We start from the raw sequence: 18,791 nt of genomic DNA on the forward strand, positions 1-18,791 counted from the left end.
TTGAAATAACTGCTCGCGTTTTGTCAATCGCCACGTCCGCGCCGCTGCGGAGACGGCATTTTACCGCGCGCCTGCACGGAACGAAGCTGAATTCTGTGCGTATCTACGGCCACGGTGGTCGTGTTTGCGCGACAACCGTGCCACTTGGCGTGTTCACGCGAATCATTCCCGCGATACCAGCGGTTGTGGAGATGCGGCAGAGCTGAAACGCCTGATCGTCGCGTGTTACTATCCAACAGCCTTCATAAGGAGGATTTCATGACCAAGAATGAATTGATTGCCGCCATCGCCGACGAGACCGGCAAGGCCAAGACCGACGTTTCGGCGGTTCTCGCCTCGCTCGGCGCTGTTGTCGCCAAGACACTGAAGTCCGGCGACGACGTCACGCTCGGCGGCGTTGGCAAGCTCTCGGCCGCCAAGCGCGAGGCTCGCGAGGCCCGCAACCCCTCGACCGGCGCGATGATCAAGGTTCCGGCCAAGACCGTCGTCAAGTTCAAGGTCACCAAGGATCTGGCCGACGCCGTCGCCTGATCCTGCCTCCCCTGACCGGGGATGCCCGCTTTCAAGCAGCACGCCTTCAAGCAGCATCTGGCCTTTGCGCCGGTGCTGCTTGACCGGCGGAGCGGACGCGCCACAGTAGAGCGATGTTCCTCCGCCTTTTCACCGACCTGCGAGCCGCCAAAGTTCCCGTCACGCTGCGGGAATATCTCGCGCTGCTCGAAGGCGTCGAGGCCGATCTCGCCGAGCACCGCGTCGACGAGTTCTACTATCTGGCGCGCACCTGCCTCGTAAAAGACGAGCGCCATCTCGACCGTTTCGACACCGTCTTCGCCAAGGTCTTCAAGGGCATGGAGACGCTCGGCCAGGCGATCGAGCAGACCGGCATTCCCGAGGAATGGCTGCGCAAGCTCGCCGAAAAATATCTGACGCCGGAAGAAAAAGCCCAGATCGAGGCGCTCGGCTGGGACAAGCTCTGGGAGACGTTGAAGCAGCGCCTGGAAGAGCAGAAAGGCCGCCACCAGGGCGGCTCGAAATGGATCGGCACCGCCGGGACCTCGCCCTATGGCGCCCATGGCTACAATCCCGAAGGCGTCCGTATCGGCCAGGACAAGAACCGCAATTTCCGCGCGGTGAAGGTCTGGGACAAGCGCGAGTTCAAGGATTTCGACGACACCCGCGAACTCGGCGTCCGAAATCTGCGGATTGCGCTACGCCGCCTGCGCAAATTCGCCCGCACCGGCGCGGCCGAGGAACTCGACCTCGACACGACCATCTCCGAGACGGCGCGGCACGGCTATCTCGACGTGAAGCTGCGGCCCGAGCGGCGCAATGCCGTGAAGGTGCTCCTGTTCCTCGATGTCGGCGGCTCGATGGACTGGCATATCGAACTGGCCGAGGAGCTGTTCTCGGCGGCGCGGGCCGAGTTCAAGCATTTCGAGCATTTCTACTTCCATAACTGCCCCTATGAGCGGGTCTGGCGCGAGAACCGCCGCCGACACGATCAGGTCATCCCGACCTGGGACATCCTGCGCACTTACCCAGCCGATTATCGCGTGGTCTTCGTCGGCGACGCCTCGATGAGCCCTTACGAGGTCGCGATGGCCGGAGGCTCGGTCGAGCACTGGAACGAGGAGGCCGGGTCGGTCTGGATGGAGCGGCTGACCGGGCGCTTCCAGAAATCGGTCTGGCTCAATCCGGTGCAGCAGCACCTCTGGAGCTACACCCAGTCGATCCGCCAGATCGGCGGGTTGATGGGCGGGCGGATGTTCCCGCTGACGCTCGACGGACTCGACGGCGCGATGAAGGTGCTGGCGCGCTGAGACAGGATTGCGACCGGCTGTCGGCGCAGAGACGTATCGCCTTGCGAGGCGTATACTATGAGAATATACATCCATGATCGATCTTGATCGCATCACCGGATTTGATTGGGACCACGGAAACAGTCGCAAGAGCGCCGATGCCCATGATGTCAGCCAATCCGAAGCCGAGCAGATTTTCTTCAACGAGCCGCTCGTGCTGGCGTCGGACGATCGCCACAGCCTGGCCGAGAACAGGCTGCATGCATTGGGTCGCGCCAATGACGGCCGACGTCTTCAGGTCACTTTCACGCTGAGAGGCGACGAGACATTGATCAGAGTGATTTCCGCCCGCGATATGAGCCGTAAGGAGCGCGTGATCTATGACCAAAGCGCTTAAGCCTATGCCTACCTTTCGAAGCGAGGCGGAAGAGCGCGCCTTCCGGGAAGCCCATGATTCGACCGACTACATCGATTGGAGCAAGGCGAAGCCGGTCAGGCTGCCAAATCTGAAGCCATCATCGACCTCGATCTCGATCCGGCTGCCGAACTCGCTTCTGGAAGGAATCAAGATCGCGGCCAACAAACGCGATGTCCCTTATCAATCCCTGATCAAAGTCTGGCTGTCGGAAAAAATGGAAAGCTCCAAGACCTGAATGTGGCACGAACTGCCATCGACGCCTGCTCGGTAATCCGCTGATCAGCCCGGACAGCCCATTGCCCGATCGGCTAGCGGATCGGCGTGCCCTGGTGGAAGCGCATCCGCCAGTGCCCGTGAACTCGCACCCAGATCGAGCTCCGCAGCGAGTGCTGCTCCCGCGCACCAGACGCTGATTGCCGTGAAGACCGATAGGTCAGAAGCGCGGCCGCATCGCCAAGCATGCTGACCTGAAAATCAAACGCCCGCCTAATAGAACCCGCAGTTTCCGAGGCGAGAGCGGCGATCGTCTGGTCGCGGTCATAGACGCCACCGGATCGGGCGAATTCGACGAAATCATCGGCCAGCAATGCAGCGACCTTTTCGGGCGAGGCTCGATGATCCGCGCTGAGGAGATAATCTTCTTGTGCCTTCAGCAAGGTCAGTAAGGCCTCGCCGGCATCGTTCATCGCACTCATGGCTGTCTCGTCGGCCCCCTCTTGGCGACACGCTGAAGCGCGGATTTCACGGCCCGCGACAAGTACCGGGCAAGCCGCTAAGGCTGCCGCATGCAGCGACCTCCTGAAGACGACACGCCCCTGCCCTCCTGGCGCCAGCGCCCGAAACCGATCGGTTTCGAGGTCGCCTACAAACTCGATGGCGAAACGCTGGAGATCGACACGACGCGCAAGGTCGAGCGGGTCCGGCTCTCGGCGATCGAGCAGGTTCGCTTTCTCTATGCGCCCAACAACATCTCGACCAAGGGTTTCAAGACACAGCTGCAGCTGAGCGACGGCAAGGTCATCACGCTCGGCAACCTGTCCTGGCGCTCGCTGACCGACATGGAGCGCGACGACCCCGGCTATCACGCCTTCGTTGCAGCGCTCTCGGCGGCGATCGTGCGGGCCAATCCGCGTGTCCGCTTCCTCGGCGGCAAGCCCTATGCGCTCTGGCTGGCCATGACCGCCGTGGGGGGGCTGTCGCTGCTGATGCTGGTCTATTTCAGCCTACGCGCGCTGATGCAGGGCTCGACCAGCGTCGTCCTGCTCGGGGGACTGCTGCTTGCGGCCTCGTTCTGGCAGATCGCGCCGATGATCCGCCTGAACAAGCCGCGCGACCTTGCGGCCGGCGAAGTGCCCGACGATCTCGTGCCCGGACGCACAAGCGCCTAACGCACCACCAGTACCGAACATTTAGCCCGGCGCACGATGGTCGAGGCGTTGGAGCCGATGACGTAGGCGAGCATGCCGGGCTCATGCGAGCCGATCACGATCAGGTCGGCCCCGCTCGCTTCCGCTTCGGCCAGCACCTCACCATGGACCGAACCGACCAGCACCCGGGCCGAGACCCGCTCGGTGGGGAGGGGGATCGCGGCGGCGATGGCGGCAAGCTTGCCCTCCGCATCGCTTTGCTGCTCGGAATCGAAATCGGCCGGGACGAACTCCATATAGGTGATCGGCACGAGCGAACGGACATAGACCAGCCTGACCGTGCCGCCTGAGGTTTCGGCGAAGGCGACCGCCGCGTTGATGGCGGGCTCGGCCAGATCGGCCTCGGCGAGATCGACGGGGACCAGAATCGATTTGTACATCGCATCCTCCCGGCATTTGGCCGCGTTGCAGAGTTTTTTCGACCGTCGCTGCGGCGCTTTCGTCGATCGCACCCAGTCATGGACGCCATGACTCCTGCGAATTTGACGCTGGCCCGCACGCGCCTAAGAGTATGCGCGCACGGAGCCAGCGATGTGAAGTCCATGGCGACGGCCAGCGCCGCCCTCCCTGCCCGGTAAACCATGAGCAACGCCTCCCCTGCTCCGCGCGGCCTCCGGGTTCTGCTGCAATCGCCCGCCGCTTTCCTGATGGTACTGGCCTTCGTCAACTGGCTCGGCTTCGCCAGCTGGAGCGCGCTGATCAACAATTTCGCCAAGGAGGCTGCGGGCTTTACCGGCCGGGACATCGGCATCCTGCAGTCGGTGCGCGAAATCCCCGGCTTCCTCGCCTTCACCGCCATCATCCTGTTCTGGATCATGCGCGAGCAGATTCTGGCCTATCTCAGCCTGGTGACGCTGGGCATCGGCATCGCCATCACCGGCTTCCATCCGAGTCTTGGCGGCCTGCTTCTGACCACGACGGTGATGTCGATCGGCTTCCACTATTACGAGACGTCGCAGCAATCGCTGCAGCTCCAACTTCTGCCGAAATCGGAAGCGCCGAGGCTGTTGGGCAAGATCGCCGGCGCATCGGCGGTGGCGCAGCTCATAGCCTTCGGCACGATCGCCGTGGTCTGGCGGGTTTTTCAGCCGGGCTATATCGCCGTCTTCGTGACCGCAGGCGCGATCACGGCGCTACTGGCGCTGGCGGTCTGGTTGCTGTTTCCGCGTTTCCAGGGCGCGGTGCCGCAGAACAAGGGCTTCGTGCTGCGCAGGCGCTACTGGCTCTATTACGCGCTGACCTTCATGTCGGGCGCGCGCCGGCAGATCTTCATGGCCTTCGCCGGCTTCCTGCTGGTCGAGCGCTTCGGCTACGACGTCTCGGCCACCGCGACGCTGCTGCTGGCGACCTATGGCATCAATACCTTCATGGGTCCGCTGCTCGGCAGGCTTGTCGGAAGCATCGGCGAGCGCGCGACGATCCAGATCGAGAATGTTTCGCTGGTCGTGGTCTTCGTCGGCTACGCCCTGGCGACGCAGGAGCATTTCGCCGGAGCCGGCTATTTCGTCGCCGGCGGACTGTTCGTCGTCGACGGCATCTTCACGACGCTGATGCTGGCGCAGCGAACCTATTTCCAGAAGATCGCCGACCCCGCCGACATCGCCCCGACATCGGCCGTCGCCTTCACGATCAACCACATCGCGGCCGTGTTCCTGCCGGTGACGTTCGGGATCATCTGGCTCTACGATCCGGCGATCGTGTTCTATATCGGCGCGGGCGTCGCCTGCGTCTCGCTGTCGCTGGCTTTCCTGGTGCCGCGCCATCCGTCGCCCGGCAACGAGACGGTGATGGCTCCCGGCGTTCCGGCGGCCGCCGAGTAGCGCCCCTCCCCGAAGATATCAGCCCTGACGGGCGGGCGTGCGGACGACGAGACCATCGAGATCGTCGCGAACCCTGATCTGGCAGGAGAGCCGCGAGGTCGGGCGCACGTCGAAGGCGAAATCGAGCATGTCCTCCTCCATCGACTCCGGGCCACCGGCTTTGGCGACCCAGGCATCGTCGACATAGACATGGCAGGTCGCGCAGGCGCAGGCGCCGCCACATTCCGCCTCGATTCCGGGAATGGCGTTGCGGACGGCGACTTCCATCACGGTCGAACCTGTCTCGCCCTCGGCGGTGCGGCTCGTTCCCTGGGCGTCGATGAAGGTGATCTTGGGCATCATGAACTCCGGCGGACGCGTTTTCCGCGCCCCGCTTAGAGCATTTCCAACGCGCGAGGAAAGGACTTTCCGAGCGTCAGGCGGCGCAATCGAGCCTGGAGATCGCGGCCCGCGCCTCGGCGGCGGCAAGCGCCAGCGCATCCATCGCGTTCTCGGCGCGCAGCGGGTCGGCCTCCGCCAGACGCTGCTCGATGACGTCGGCGGCGTCGGCCACCTGCCAGGCTCCGACGGCACGCGCCGCGCCTTTGAGCGTATGGGCGGCGTCCATCCGGGTTTGGGCGTCCTTGCCGGCATGGATGGTGCGCAGATGGCGGACGCATTGCTGCGAGAACAGGGTCAGGAGTTCGCGTTCGAGTTCCTGGTCGCCGCCGGTCTGGCGGGCGAGATGGACGAGATCGATGGCGGTCTGGGGCATTTCAGGCTCGGAAGATAATGTTTGGCGACCCGCTCGGGCGGCCCTTCGACGCTCTAACAAGCGCCATCATGGTGAACGAGGCGTTAACGACGTTTGTGAATCGGGCCGCCAAATGGGTTTCCATCACCGGATGCGTCCACTACCCTTCCCAATTGGTAAACGATGGGTGCAGTGTCGGCCGTTCGGCCAGGGGTCAGAGGCGGCCCCTCCCGACGATGCGATGCGATCAGGTGCCCTTCGAAGTAGCGTGGCGAGGCGGCTAGCATGACCCGGCAAAAGAAGCTCCAGGACCCGACCGAGGCCGCGATGTCGGCGATCGAAGAGGCATTGCGGCTGGACCAGCCCAAAACTGACGCCGAGACCGGCGCGTCCTCCGAGCCGAAACTGCCGACGACCACCGACAACGATCTCAAGATCGAACTGCCGCGCATCGAGACGCCGGCGCAGTCCGAACAGCCTGCCGCTACCGCGCCCGCCCCGCGCACGCTGATCGCGCCCGACGCCAGCCGCGTCGCCAATGACGACCGCCGCGATTCCAGTTCGCTGGTTCAGGCCTTCTCGGTCCGGCCATCGCTGAAGCCGTACTGGATTGCAGCCATCGCCTCGCTCGCCTGGCTCGGCGGCACCGCCTTCGTCCTGACCAGCCGGTTCGGCTCGTTCAGCGCCGGCCTGCCGGACGGCATGGCCAATTTCGGCATCGGCGAATGGACGCTGCTGGCGCTGATCACCGGCGCGCCTGTCGCCTTCTTCTTCGTTCTGGCGGCGCTCTATCGCCGCACGCAGGAGATGCGCCTGGTGTCGCGCGCCATGACCGAGGTCGCGCTCAGGCTGGCCGAACCAGAGATCGTCGGGGCTGATTCCGTGCTGTCGCTGAGCCAGACCATCCGCCGCGAAGTCGCCGCCATGGGCGACGGCATCGAACGGGCGGTGGCGCGCGCCGGCGAACTCGAGACCATCGTGCGCGGTGAGATCGCGACGCTGGAGCGCGCCTATGCCGACAACGAGATCCGCCTGCGTTCGCTGATCGACGAACTGGTGACGCAGCGCGAGGCCGTTGTCGGCAATGCCGAGCGCGTCAAATTCGCGATCAGCGGCGCCCATGAGAGCCTGTCCAAGGACCTCGACAACGCCAGCCGCGTCATCGCCGAGGCTGTCACCCAGGCCGGCGACCGCGTCACCGGCTCGCTCGGTGAAAAGGGCGACCAGATCACGCTGGCGCTCGGACGCGCCGGCGAGCGCATGGTCGACGAGATCAGCGGACGCGGCAACGAACTGGTCGAACGCCTGCAGATCACCTCGGGCGAGGTCGGCGAACGCCTGTCGGGCGCAAGCGACAGCCTGTCCACCCTGCTTGACGGGCGCGCCCGCGAGATTTCCGCCTCGCTCGAACGGACCGGCGCGGTGCTGACAGAAGGCCTGACCACCGGCGCGCGCGACGTAACCCGCGCCATCAGCGAGACCGGAACGCAAGTCGCCGACACGCTCGCGTCGCGCGCCGAGACCGTCAACGAGACGCTGCGGGCGACCGGCGAGGGCCTCGCCAAGGAAATCTCCGAGCGCGGCGCCGATGTCGTCGAGCGCTTCGAGACCTCCAGCCGTGCGATGGTCGCTCTGATCGAAGGCCAGAGCGACGCCATCGGCGCGCGCCTGACCGAGACCGGCGAAGCTCTGCGCAACACGCTATCGAGCGAGGGCGAAAGCGTCACCACCCGCCTCGCCGAAGTCGGCCGCGGCGTCAACGGACTGCTCAATCGCCAGAACGAGGCGATCGCCTCGCGCCTTCTCGAAGTCGGAGAAAGCGTCAATACGCTGATCGGTACGCAGGGCGACACGCTGGTCACGCGCCTGAACGAGACCGCCCGGACGGTCGACGATGTGCTGCGCGAGCGCAGCGACGCCATCATCCTGCGCGTCGACGATGCCGGCAAATCGCTCGGCGACACGGTCGACCGCCATGGCGAGACGCTGACGACCCGGATCGCGGAGGTCGGCACCACCATCCACGGCCTGTTCAGCGAACAGGGCGGCAATCTGGTGACGCGTCTTGCCGAGACCGGCGACACCGTGCACGGCCTGCTCGACGACCAGGCCGAAAAGCTGGTCGCCCGCGTCTCCGGCGCAGGAAATGACGTTGCCGGGTTGCTCGACGGGCGAAGCGACGCGCTGGTGTTGCGCGTCACGGACGCCGGGACACAACTGGCCACGCTTCTGGACAGCCGCAGCGAAACGCTGGTCTCGCGTGTCACGGACGCTGGAACGCAACTCACCACCCTTCTGGACGACCGCAGCGAGGCGCTGGTCTCGCGCGTCGCCAATGCCGGCTCGGATGTGACCGCGCTGCTCGACGGACACAGCGACACGCTGGTCTCGCGCGTCTCCGGCGTCGCCAGCGAGGCCGCGGCCCTGCTTGCGAGCCAGAGCGCCAGCCTCGTCTCGATGGTCTCGACAGCCGGCCGGGATGTCGACCTCATGCTCGGGCGGCAGAGCGACGACCTTGTCTCGCGCCTCGGACAGGCGGGCGAGCAGGTCGAGAGACTGATCACGACCCAGCGCGAGGCGCTGCTTGCCGGACTTTCGGACACCGGCGTCCGCGTCGGCGCCCTGCTCGAGGAGCAGGCCGGCGCGATGACCGTGCAGGTGTCGCAGGCCGGCCTCGAACTCAAGGATCTGCTTGGCAACGAAAGCCAGGCGCTGGTTGGACGGATCGCCGATGTCGGCCGCTCCGTGCACGGCGTGCTCGCCGAACGCAGCAGCGCGCTGATCACGCGCCTCGGCGAAACCGGCGAGGCGATGAACCGCCAGTTCGACGCGCAGGGCCTGGCGCTCGCCGGCCGCGTCACTGAAGCCGCCGAAAGCGCGCGCAACGCACTCGACCAGCAGCATAACGACTTCCTGACGCGCCTCAGCGAAACCGGCGAACAGGTCGGCTCGCTGCTCGGCAGCCAGCGTGAGACCATGGTTCGCGACCTCGTCAGCACCGGCCGCGAGGTCCATGGCCTGCTCGGCGAGCAGAGCGAGGATCTGGCCCGGCGGATGACCGAAGCCACCCGCGCGCTCACCGAGACCATCAACGTCGACGGCCGCGGCATCGCCGACCGCGTCACGGAAGCGACGCAAGGCCTGCGCGAGACCTTCACCATCCATGCCGAGGACGCCCGCGTGCTGCTCGCCGGCACCGGCCGCGAGATCGTGCTGGCTCTCACCCAGCAGGGCGGGCGCGTCAACGAGGCGCTGGCCGCGAACGCCGAGTCGCTGCTGCGCTCGGTCGAAAGCCGTTCGCTGGCGCTGAACGAGGCTCTCGCAGGCAAGCACGATGCACTGGTCAAGCTGTTCGACACGCAGGGCCGCGAGATCGAAAGCGGGCTCGGCGCAAGGCTGGCCGCGTTCGAGGACATCCTGCTCAACCAGGGCGGCGCGCTGGCGACGCGCGTCGCGGAGAACGCGCGCGGCTTCACCGACACCGTCACGACGCGGCTTGCCCAGGTCGAGCGGCTGCTTGGCGATGGCGGCCAGGCGCTGGCCGACAAGGTCGGCGAGCGCGCGGTCGAGGCCGCAGAAATCCTGTCGACGCGCACGGCCGACGCCGCTGCGGCCATGGAGAGCCAGATCAGGGTCTTCGAGGACCGTTCCAGCGCCAAGAGCGCCGAGATCGGCCAGTCGCTCGACGGGCTGATCGCGCGCATCGACGGCAGCCTCGGCTCGCGGGCGACCGCGCTGAACGAAGCCCTGGTCGAGCGCACGGTCGATATCGCCCGCGTGCTGGCCGAGGGCGGCCGCGAGGTCACCCGCGCGCTCGCCGCCAAGGCCGACGAGATCGGCGAGGTCGTCACCTCCAAGAGCGAGTCGCTGACCCGCATGCTGGGCGACAAGGCCGACGCCATCAACACGACGCTCGGCGGACGCGCACTGCAGATCGCCGACACGCTCGACCAGAGCGTGGCGCGCTTCGAGGAGCGCGTCGTCAACCGGCTCGACTCGGTTTCGGGTGCGCTCGACACGCGCAGCCAGGAGTTCGCCGACACGTTGCAGACGAAATCCGACGAGATCACGGCCGCGCTCGGCGCCCGCGCCGACGAACTGCGCATTCTGTTCGACGAGACCGGCGGCGGCGTGGTCGGTGCGCTGAACCAGCGCGGCGAGGCCATCGCCAGCGAGGTTGCGACCGTCGGCCAGACCGTGGTGCGCGCCATCGAAAGCCGTGGCTCGGCCATGATCGACGGGCTGCGCACGCGCGGCGCCGAGATCACCACCGCACTCGACACCTCGTCGAGCGGCCTGCGCGAGACGCTGGAATCGGGTACGCGCCAGTCCGTCGATGCGCTGGTCAGCACCAACGAGCAGCTGCGCGGCGAACTCGGCGGCATGCTGGGCCGCCTCGGCGAAGCCAACAAGCTGATGCAGCAGATCGTCAACGGCGCGAACAAGAACCTCTCCGCCATCGAGTACGGACTATCGAGCCGCGTCGGCGAACTGCAGACCGTGATCGCCACTGTGATGGACGAGACCGGACGTGCATCCCAGCAGGTCGCGACCCAGGTCGCGGAACTGAAATCCTTCTCCGAGGGAACGCTGCGCGAGACGACCGCGCTCGTCGGCCAGCTCGACGAGCGGGGCGCCTCGCTCAGCGAGGCGACGCAGGCCAGCACTTCGGCCCTGCACGCCGTCGCAACACGGCTGGAGCAGGTCGAGGCACGGGTCGGCAAAGCGCTCGCCGAACGCAAGGATACGCTCGAGGATCTGCACGGGCTGATCGCGAACCGGACCGACGACGTAGAAGCGATCACGCGCTCCTTTGCGGCGCTGATCGACGATTCGCTGACCACGGCCGAGGCGCGCGCGCGCCAGATCGGCGGGGTTCTGGCGGATTCCGCCGAGGCTTCGACCAATGCGATCACCCAGCAGTTCGAGTTGATCCGCGCGACGACCGGCAAGGAGCGCGAGCGCACGGCGCAGGCGCTGCGCTCGGCCTATGAGCAGGTCACCAGCGAGGTTGGCGGCGAACTCGCCAAGGTCACCGAGCGCTTCCAGCTCGCGGCGCAGGACATGCGCGCGGTCAGGACCGAGATCCAGCGTGAGCTGGAGGCGACGCGCGCCGAACTCAAGCGCGGCGTGCTCGAACTGCCGCGCGAGACGCAGGAATCGACCGCCGCGATGCGCCGCGTCGTTTCCGAGCAGATCAAGGCGCTGAACGAGCTGACCGAGATCGTCACCAAATCGGGCCGGCGCAGCGACGTCGCCCAGCCGTCGGACAATCAGCCGCGTCGCGCCGCCCCAGCGCCCCTGCCCGCCGCGCTGCCTTCGGTCCCCGCCTACACCACCGTCACACAGGCCCGCATGCCTTCGACCAGCAGCGAGCCGCTGCTGCGGCCCTCGATCGATGCGACGCCGGAACCTGCGCGAAGCGAGCCCCGCAGCGAGGCGCCGCGGATCGAGGCCAGGCCCATGCTGACTCCCGCCCCGCGCCCGACGCCGCCGGAGATGCCGCGGCGCGCGCCCTCGCCCGAGCCGCAGCAGCCCGCCAAGGCCGGCTGGCTGTCGGACCTGCTCAATCGCGCCTCGCGAGACGAGCGCGCAGCCGAGGTGGCCAAGCCGACCGCGCATTCGATCGAGAAGCTCGATTCGCTCTCCGTCGACATCGCCCGGATGATCGACCATGAGGCGGCCGTCGAGCTCTGGGACCGCTACAAGCGCGGCGAGCGCAACGTCTTCACCCGCCGGCTCTACACGCTGCAGGGCCAGCAGACCTTCGACGAGATCCGGCGCAAATACCGCCGCGACGCCGAGTTCAAGGAGACGGTCGACCGCTATATCGACGAGTTCGAGCGCCTGCTCGGTGAAGCCGCCAAGGACGACCGCGACTCGATCGTGGCCAAGACCTACCTCACCTCGGAAACCGGCAAGGTCTACACCATGCTGGCCCACGCGAGCGGGCGCTTCGAGTAAACGTTACTGGTCAGGCGATCTACGATAGGACGCCCGTGGGGCTGCATTGTTCCCTTGATTCGCACGCGTGAAAACGCGCGCGGGCCGGACAGCACAGTTGGCTCAAATCTTCCCCTTCACGCCCAATGAGACGTTGAGCGTCTCGGCGTCGGCGCCGGCTCCGGGCTTGGGGATCCGGATGGCCTGACCTGTCGTGCCGTCGTAAATTTTGGTGCCGCCTCTCGCTTCGACGTATTTGGTGTAATCGACGCGCCCGGTAAGCGAGAGCACGGAGGTGAGCCGGTAGTCGACACCGAAGCTCGCACCGATCATTGCAGCGGGCTCGAACGTTTCGGTGAAGAGCGTATAGCGCAGGGCATGGTAGTCCCGGTCGCGCCCGTAGCTGGCCGGGCTGCCGTAGATCTCAGCCGCAACCGACAGGGTTTCCCCGCGATAATAGGCTCCAATCCCGAGGTAGGGCGTGTCCCACTGCTGCCGATAGGAAATCGCCAGTCTGGCCGGATCGAACGTACCGGCCGTGTCGCGGAAACCATTCACGGAATAGACGTAGCTGCCGCCATTGGCACGGTATTTCACGTCGTAATGCCGGAAGCCCGCCAATCCCGCGACGGCGACATCGCCGAATTTCGTCATCGTATAGGCTGCGCTGACATCGGCTTGCCAGGCCTTCGGCACACGCGTGTCGGGGTGAATCGACTGGTGGCTCCAGGAATTGTCGCCCTGATAGCCGAACAGCCAATCGCGATCGCGCATATCAGCTTCGGATGACACGGCAGCCCAGATCGTGCCGCGCAGCGTCAGGCCATCGAAGGGCTGCACGGCAGCGCGGCCGCCCAGCGTGACGGCCTCGGCCTTCCAGTCGAGCTGGCTGATTTTGTTTCCTCGTTTGCCGGAATCATAAACGCTCTCGGTCGCGAAGCTGCGCAGATAGCCCACGAACGGGGTCACGGCGATCGTTTCGCCTTTGCCGGGGCTTTCCATCAGCCCGACGTCGGAGTTCTGCGCCAACGCCATGCTCGACAGCAGAGCAAAGCAGGATGTCGCTACAACGTGTCCAAATCCACGAATCATGGTCCGCCTCCAATCGGAGGTAGTAGATGCGTGGATCATCAACGCATGGTTAACCACGTTGTCAGAGCTGGCGGGCCAGCTGGCGCTGAGCCGTATGCTGTGAGGCATTCCGATCCGGCGTAAAAGCATCGCGGTTCGCCGCTAAGCGATGATCTCGGCCCCGCCGAGCGACCATCGACCTCGTCAAAGCCACGAGATTCATAGCGGCCGAAATCTGCAAGGACGGCACTGGCGCTCCCGCTCAATCTAACATAGTAATATCTCAATATCTCTTGAGAGATTGAGATGATGAACACCGAAACACAGGCTCTGGCAGCCTTCGCCGCCATGTCGCAGGACACGCGCCTGCGCATCATCCGCCTTTTAGTGACAGTCGGCCCGGATGGGCTCGCCGCGGGCTCAATCGGCGAATCGGTCGGCGCATCGTCGTCGCGCCTGTCGTTTCACCTTACCCACCTCGAGCAGGCGGGCCTGGTGCGCTCGCGCCGCGAGGCGCGCTCGATCATCTACAGCGCGGATTTTACGGCGCTGTCGGGCCTTGTCGCATTCCTGATGCGCGATTGCTGCCAGGGCCGGCCGGAAATCTGCGACCCGGCCATGGCGGCGCTGGCGGAATGCTGCGTGGCGGACGCGCCATGACCGGCCGGCTGACGCAACGGCTCGCCGCCGAAGCCCTCGGCACGACCTTCCTGGTCGCGACGGTCGTCGGCTCGGGGATCATGGCCTCGTCGCTGACGCAGGACATCGCGCTGGCGCTGCTTTGCAACGCGGTGGCAACCGCTGCGATGCTGGCGGTTCTGATCACCGTTCTCGGACCCGTATCAGGCGCGCACTTCAACCCGGCCGTGTCGCTGATGCTCGCGATCAAGGGCGACCAGCCGATCCGAGAGGCAGCGCTCTACGCCCTCGCCCAGGTGGCGGGCGGCCTGGTCGGCGTGATGGCCGCCCATTTGATGTTCGATCAGGCTGTGATCCAGGCGTCGCTCAAGGTCCGCAGCGGCGCTGCGCAATGGTTTTCCGAGTGGGTGGCGACGTTTGGGCTCGCGGTAACCGTCCTGGCCGCCAGCCGCTTCGCCCTGAGGGATGCTGCCTGGCTCATCGCCGCCTACATCGCGGCGGCCTACTGGTTCACAGCGTCGACCTCCTTCGCCAATCCCGCCGTAGCTTTGGCGCGTGCGTTCACGAACAGCTTCTCCGGCATCCGTTTTGTCGATCTGCCGGGCTTCGTCGTGGCTGAACTCGCTGGAGCGCTGTGCGCGCTCGCCTTGATGGCGTGGCTTCAGCCCCCGCCCGATGCAAGCGTCAAACCCGATGACAGGAACGATCCGTGATGACCATCACCATCTACCACAATCCCGATTGCGGCACGTCGCGCAACACCCTCGCCATGATCCGCCAGAGCGGCGTTGAGCCGGTCGTCATTGAATATCTCAAAACGCCGCCCGACCGCGCGAGGCTCACCGCCCTGATCGCGGCCATGGGCATCGGCGTACGCGGGCTGCTGCGCGAGAAGGGCACGCCCTATGGCGAACTCGGCCTGGGAGACGCCACACTTGGCGATGAAGCGTTGCTGGACGCGATGCTCGCCAACCCGATCCTGATCAACCGGCCGATCGTCGAAACGCCCAAGGGCACGCGGCTCTGCCGGCCCTCGGAAGCGGTGCTCGCGCTTCTGGAAAACCCGGATATCGGCGATTTCGTCAAGGAAGACGGTGAGACGATAGCCGCACGGGGAACAGATCGGGCGACCTGATCCAGTGGCGGGCCAAAAAGGCCTTTCTCAGCGCGCCCAGCGCACAATCTCGATCAGCACCTGCGAAAGCGCCCGGTCGAGCGCCTGAGCCGCGACACCGCCATCGCCGGCGCTGGCGGGCACGCGGGCGGAGAACACACGCGCACGCTGCACCTTGCCGGTGCGGTCGCCGACCAGTTTGGCCGTGATCTCGACAACGGCGGCGCCACTGGCCGTGTCGATGTTGAAGCTGCGGATATCGGTGTTGAGTTGGTTGTCGGGCACGATGCGCTCGCCCGGGCGCGCGACCGAGGCAAGCCTTCCGCCATTCTCGAAGGTCTGGATCAGCCGGGTCTGCACCAGTTTGGGGACGCGGTCGGCCCATTGCGCGCCACCTGCGAACGACAGCGCGCCCGACGAATCCTTGACGATGACGCGATCGGAATCGAGCGCCTGCACCGTCGTCGGCTCGGCCACGACCAGAGCCGAGCGCGCGCCGCCGACGCGGCCGATATCGCGCGGAGCAGACAGATCATAAGTCGTCGGCGTCGCACCGCCGCCGCAACCGCCGAGCAGCAGCGAGGCGGCGAACAGCGCGGTGACACCGAGGATGCGGGTTGCGCGGGAGCGCGCGGGCGAGAGCGATATCGTCATGGGGCTAGCGTGATCCGCCATACTGGGGAAGTGGCGGCTTGCCGCCGAAGATGAACTGCTGGGGATTGCGCTCGACATTGCGCAGGGTGCGGTTGATGTCGGTCAGGGTCTTCTTGCCCTCGCTCGCCAGCGCCTCGATGTCGCGCAGGCCCGGGCCGGTGAAGCGGTTGATGCCCGAGGTGATCTCGGCGGTGCGCTTGTCGAGATTGTCGGCCAGCACGCGGATCGATTTCGCGGCGTCCGCGACCTCCTGGAAGGCGCTGCGGCCTTCCGTGCCCGCGGCCGTGTTGAGGAAGGTCTGCGCCGCTTTCAACACGCCCTCGACCTGGTCGGCGGCGCGGTTGAGCTTGTCGGTGATCGAGGCGACATCCTTGACGGCCTTGCCGACATCGCCGCTGGAACTGCCGAGCGCGGCGGTGAAGCGGTCGACATTGTCGACGATGCTGGCGACCTTCTTCTCGTCGATGGCGCGCACGACATCGGTCAGCTCGTCGCTGAGCGTACCGAGCTTCTGCGCGACCGGCGTGATGGTGTCGGCGACCGTGCCGAAGCTCTTCATCAGCTTGTCGACGTTCTGGGAATTGTCGCCGAGCGCGGCGGAAAACTTCTCGACGTTGCGCACGGTGTTGCCGATCGAGCCGGCATTGTCCTTGACCAGCCCCTCGACGCTGGTCAGCACTTCGTCGGCGCGCTTGGCGATGGTGCGCACCGTCTCGAGAATGTCCTGGAACTCGGACCGCTCGGCGATGATCGTCGGCAGGTCCTGGCCCTGCAGCGCCACCAGCGGCGGCGATGTCGGATCGCCGCCGAGCAGCTGGACCGCGACGACGCCGGCCAGCCCCTGGGCCTCGATGCGCGCACGCGTGTCGAGCTTCAACGGGGTGGTGTTGTCGACCGAGATCACGGCGTAGATGCGGCGCGGATCGTCGGGGCGCAGCTGGATCGTGGTGACCTCGCCGACGCGCAGGCCGTTGAACAGCACGCTGGAGCCGCGCCCGAGGCCGGTCACCGTGCCGCTGAAGATCACGCGGACATCCATCTTGCGGCTGCCGGCGCCACTGTTGAACCAGTAGACGAAGCCGAACACCGCCGCGAGGACCGCAAGCGTGAACAACCCGACCAACGCATAATTCGCACGCGATTCCATCGTCTCGAACGTTATCCCTGTACAGGCGACGGCAGGCGCGCCTTCGCGCGCTCTCCACCGAAATAAGATTTCAGCCAGGGATGGTCCGACGCCAGCATGGTGGCGAGCGGCCCGACCGCGATGACCCGCTTGTCCGCAAGCGCGGCGATGCGGTCGCAAGCGGAATAGAGGCTGTCGAGGTCGTGGGTTACCATGAACACGGTCAGCCCCAAAGTCTGCTTGAGGGTCATGATCAGCTCGTCGAACTCGGCGGCGCCGATCGGGTCGAGACCCGAAGTCGGCTCATCGAGGAAGACGATTTCGGGATCGAGCGCCAGCGCGCGGGCGAGCGCCGCACGCTTGATCATGCCGCCCGAGAGTTCCGAGGGCGCCTTGTCGGCGGCATCGGGCTTCAGGCCGACGAGATCGAGCTTCACCATCGCCATCTCGTCGAGCAGCGCCGGGGAGAGCTTGAGGTATTCGCGCATCGGCACCTGGATGTTCTGCTTCACGGTCAGGGCCGAAAACAATGCGCCATGCTGGAACATCACGCCAAAGCGTCGTTCCAGCGCCCGCCGCCGGGCCAGATCAAGTTCATCGACATTCTCGCCCAGCACCTCGATCGTGCCGCGCGTCTTGCGAACGAGACCGAGGATCGTGCGCGTCAGCACCGACTTGCCCTGCCCCGAACCGCCGACGAAGCCCAGGATCTCGCCGCGCATCACGTCGAGATCGAGCCCCTCCATGATGACCTTGTCGCCGAACGCGACCTTGAGATCGCGCACGCGGATGACGGCGTCGCCATCATCGGCTGCGTCATGTCGCGCCGGGGCCGCGCCGTTGCGAAGCGCGTGACCGTGCGGTTCGGTCGCTTGTTCGCTCATGGTCGGCTTACGATCCTCAAAACGCGATGGATGCAAAAAACATGGCGAAGAGACCGTCGACCACGATGACCATGAAGATCGCCTTCACCACCGAGGCCGTGACCTGCCGCCCGAGCGATTCAGCCGAACCCTTGACCGCCAACCCCTCGATCGAGGCGATCAGCCCGATGACGAAGGCCATGAAAGGGGCTTTGATGAGGCCGACGGCGAAATGCTTCCAGGTGATGACGGACTGGAGCCGCGCCAGGAAGGTGTCAATGCCGATGCCGCCATAGAGCCAGGCGACGAGCGCTGCCCCGGTCAGGCCTGACATTGCCGAGATGAAGGTCAGGATCGGCAGGGATATGACAAGCGCGAGGATGCGGGGCACGACCAGTACCTCGATCGGGTCGAGACCCATCACGCGCAGCGCATCGATCTCCTCGCGCATCTTCATCGAGCCGATTTCGGCGGTGAAGGCCGAGCCCGAGCGGCCGGCAATCATGATCGAGGTCAGCAGCACCGCGAGTTCGCGCAGGATCAGGATGCCGGTGAGGTTCACGACGAAGGCGGTCGCGCCGAATTGCTGGAGCTGGAAGATGCCCTGCTGGGCGACGATGCAGCCGACCAGGAAAGAGATCAGCATGATGATCGGTGCGCCGTTGAAGGCGATCAGCTCGATCTGGTTGACGAGCGAGGGTCCGCGGAATTTGCGCGGACCGAGCACGACGCCGGCCGAGCCGACGACGACCTCGCCGAGAAACATCGCGCCCGCCACCATATCGCGCCCGAAGCTGACGATCGACGCGCCGATGTCGACCAGCACGCTGACAACGCCGAAATGGCCGGGATGCGTGGGCAGATCATGGTCGCGCACCGTGACCTCGGCCAGAAGCACCGCATGTTCCGGCTGCTTGCTGACGATCTCGACAGCCGCGCCATCGGCGTCCTGACGCGCCTTGAGGCGGTTGAGGACATAGGCGCCCAGCGTGTCGAGCCGTGTCACGGCCGAAAGATCGAGACGCGCCGATGCGCCCTTGCCGATGCGCTCGGCGATCTCGGCGATCAGCGCCTCGACGCGCGGCGCGCGATCGGCACTCCACGAGCCGACCAGCGCCACGGAGAGCGTGCCCGCGTCGTCGCGAAAGACCGCTTGAGGTTCGGCGGTGTCGAGGGTCGCCATG

The 18,791-nt window shown here is 65.9% G+C and carries 19 protein-coding genes; 10 read left to right on the forward strand and 9 right to left on the reverse strand.

Annotated elements, in window-relative coordinates:
- The first annotated feature begins 222 nt into the window (after nt 1-222).
- The 4 genes from AC1DZY_RS04630 (at nt 223) to AC1DZY_RS04645 (ending at nt 2,452) form a co-directional block, all read left to right on the forward strand.
- Complete coding sequence (locus tag AC1DZY_RS04630) at nt 223-531, forward strand: HU family DNA-binding protein (RefSeq protein WP_476818904.1); 309 nt, start codon at nt 223-225, stop codon at nt 529-531.
- A gap of 113 nt (nt 532-644) precedes the next feature.
- Nucleotides 645-1,820, forward strand: a complete 1,176-nt coding sequence (locus tag AC1DZY_RS04635; protein ID WP_476818905.1) for a vWA domain-containing protein — start codon at nt 645-647, stop codon at nt 1,818-1,820.
- Between the two features lie 73 nt (nt 1,821-1,893).
- The gene (locus tag AC1DZY_RS04640) at nt 1,894-2,196 is read left to right on the forward strand and encodes a BrnT family toxin (protein WP_476818906.1); all 303 of its coding nucleotides are present in this window, start codon (nt 1,894-1,896) and stop codon (nt 2,194-2,196) included.
- Nucleotides 2,180-2,452, forward strand: coding sequence for a BrnA antitoxin family protein (locus AC1DZY_RS04645; RefSeq protein WP_476818907.1), 273 nt, complete (start codon nt 2,180-2,182; stop codon nt 2,450-2,452). The genes AC1DZY_RS04640 and AC1DZY_RS04645 overlap by 17 nt, the downstream gene beginning before the upstream one ends.
- A 73-nt stretch (nt 2,453-2,525) precedes the next feature.
- Here AC1DZY_RS04645 and AC1DZY_RS04650 read toward each other — a convergent pair whose 3' ends face one another.
- Nucleotides 2,526-2,912, reverse strand: a complete 387-nt coding sequence (locus AC1DZY_RS04650; protein WP_476818908.1) for a nuclear transport factor 2 family protein — start codon at nt 2,910-2,912, stop codon at nt 2,526-2,528.
- Nucleotides 2,913-3,002: 90 nt separating this feature from the next.
- Here AC1DZY_RS04650 and AC1DZY_RS04655 point away from each other — a divergent pair, with 90 nt between their 5' ends.
- Nucleotides 3,003-3,605 (forward strand): hypothetical protein, encoded by a 603-nt coding sequence (locus tag AC1DZY_RS04655; RefSeq protein ID WP_476818909.1) that lies wholly within the window; start codon nt 3,003-3,005, stop codon nt 3,603-3,605.
- Here AC1DZY_RS04655 and AC1DZY_RS04660 read toward each other — a convergent pair.
- Complete coding sequence (locus AC1DZY_RS04660) at nt 3,602-4,024, reverse strand: universal stress protein (protein WP_476818910.1); 423 nt, start codon at nt 4,022-4,024, stop codon at nt 3,602-3,604. The genes AC1DZY_RS04655 and AC1DZY_RS04660 overlap by 4 nt on opposite strands.
- 201 nt (nt 4,025-4,225) lie before the next feature.
- On the opposite strand from AC1DZY_RS04660, the gene AC1DZY_RS04665 reads away from it, so the two are divergent.
- On the forward strand, nt 4,226-5,464 hold the full coding sequence (locus tag AC1DZY_RS04665; protein WP_476818911.1) for an MFS transporter: 1,239 nt from the start codon (nt 4,226-4,228) through the stop codon (nt 5,462-5,464).
- Between the two features lie 18 nt (nt 5,465-5,482).
- On the opposite strand, the gene AC1DZY_RS04670 is transcribed toward AC1DZY_RS04665, so the two are convergent.
- Complete coding sequence (locus AC1DZY_RS04670; RefSeq protein WP_476819159.1) at nt 5,483-5,803, reverse strand: 2Fe-2S iron-sulfur cluster-binding protein; 321 nt, start codon at nt 5,801-5,803, stop codon at nt 5,483-5,485.
- A 76-nt stretch (nt 5,804-5,879) separates the two neighbouring features.
- Entirely contained in the window at nt 5,880-6,218 is a 339-nt protein-coding gene (locus AC1DZY_RS04675) for an Hpt domain-containing protein (RefSeq protein ID WP_476818912.1), read from the reverse strand.
- A gap of 264 nt (nt 6,219-6,482) precedes the next feature.
- On the opposite strand from AC1DZY_RS04675, the gene AC1DZY_RS04680 reads away from it, so the two are divergent.
- Complete coding sequence (locus AC1DZY_RS04680; RefSeq protein ID WP_476818913.1) at nt 6,483-12,161, forward strand: apolipoprotein A-IV repeat region-like domain-containing protein; 5,679 nt, start codon at nt 6,483-6,485, stop codon at nt 12,159-12,161.
- Nucleotides 12,162-12,263: 102 nt separating this feature from the next.
- Here AC1DZY_RS04680 and AC1DZY_RS04685 read toward each other — a convergent pair whose 3' ends face one another.
- Nucleotides 12,264-13,361 carry an omptin family outer membrane protease gene (locus AC1DZY_RS04685; RefSeq protein WP_476818914.1) on the reverse strand — a complete coding sequence of 366 codons (1,098 nt, stop codon included), beginning with the start codon at nt 13,359-13,361 and terminating at the stop codon, nt 12,264-12,266.
- Nucleotides 13,362-13,520: 159 nt separating this feature from the next.
- On the opposite strand from AC1DZY_RS04685, the gene AC1DZY_RS04690 reads away from it, so the two are divergent.
- Genes AC1DZY_RS04690 through arsC form a run of 3 tightly spaced genes read left to right on the forward strand, consistent with a single transcriptional unit; the run spans nt 13,521 to nt 14,985 of the window.
- On the forward strand, nt 13,521-13,871 hold the full coding sequence (locus tag AC1DZY_RS04690) for an ArsR/SmtB family transcription factor (protein ID WP_476819160.1): 351 nt from the start codon (nt 13,521-13,523) through the stop codon (nt 13,869-13,871).
- On the forward strand, nt 13,868-14,563 hold the full coding sequence (locus AC1DZY_RS04695) for an aquaporin (protein ID WP_476818915.1): 696 nt from the start codon (nt 13,868-13,870) through the stop codon (nt 14,561-14,563). Before AC1DZY_RS04690 ends, AC1DZY_RS04695 begins: the two co-directional genes overlap by 4 nt.
- Nucleotides 14,563-14,985 carry an arsenate reductase (glutaredoxin) gene (gene arsC, locus AC1DZY_RS04700; protein WP_476818916.1) on the forward strand — a complete coding sequence of 141 codons (423 nt, stop codon included), beginning with the start codon at nt 14,563-14,565 and terminating at the stop codon, nt 14,983-14,985. Before AC1DZY_RS04695 ends, arsC begins: the two co-directional genes overlap by 1 nt.
- A gap of 27 nt (nt 14,986-15,012) precedes the next feature.
- Here arsC and AC1DZY_RS04705 read toward each other — a convergent pair whose 3' ends face one another.
- From AC1DZY_RS04705 to AC1DZY_RS04720, 4 genes are read right to left on the reverse strand one after another with little or no spacing between them, the layout of a single operon-like run.
- Nucleotides 15,013-15,618: an ABC-type transport auxiliary lipoprotein family protein gene (locus AC1DZY_RS04705; RefSeq protein WP_476818917.1), complete on the reverse strand. Its 606-nt coding sequence runs from the start codon at nt 15,616-15,618 to the stop codon at nt 15,013-15,015.
- Nucleotides 15,619-15,622: 4 nt separating this feature from the next.
- On the reverse strand, nt 15,623-16,765 hold the full coding sequence (locus tag AC1DZY_RS04710) for an MlaD family protein (RefSeq protein WP_476818918.1): 1,143 nt from the start codon (nt 16,763-16,765) through the stop codon (nt 15,623-15,625).
- Nucleotides 16,766-16,776: 11 nt separating this feature from the next.
- Nucleotides 16,777-17,628: an ABC transporter ATP-binding protein gene (locus AC1DZY_RS04715; protein ID WP_476818919.1), complete on the reverse strand. Its 852-nt coding sequence runs from the start codon at nt 17,626-17,628 to the stop codon at nt 16,777-16,779.
- A gap of 16 nt (nt 17,629-17,644) precedes the next feature.
- Nucleotides 17,645-18,790, reverse strand: a complete 1,146-nt coding sequence (locus tag AC1DZY_RS04720) for an ABC transporter permease (protein WP_476818920.1) — start codon at nt 18,788-18,790, stop codon at nt 17,645-17,647.
- Nucleotide 18,791: the final 1 nt, after the last annotated feature.

Source organism: Allobosea sp. P2_A10 (assembly GCF_056405115.1).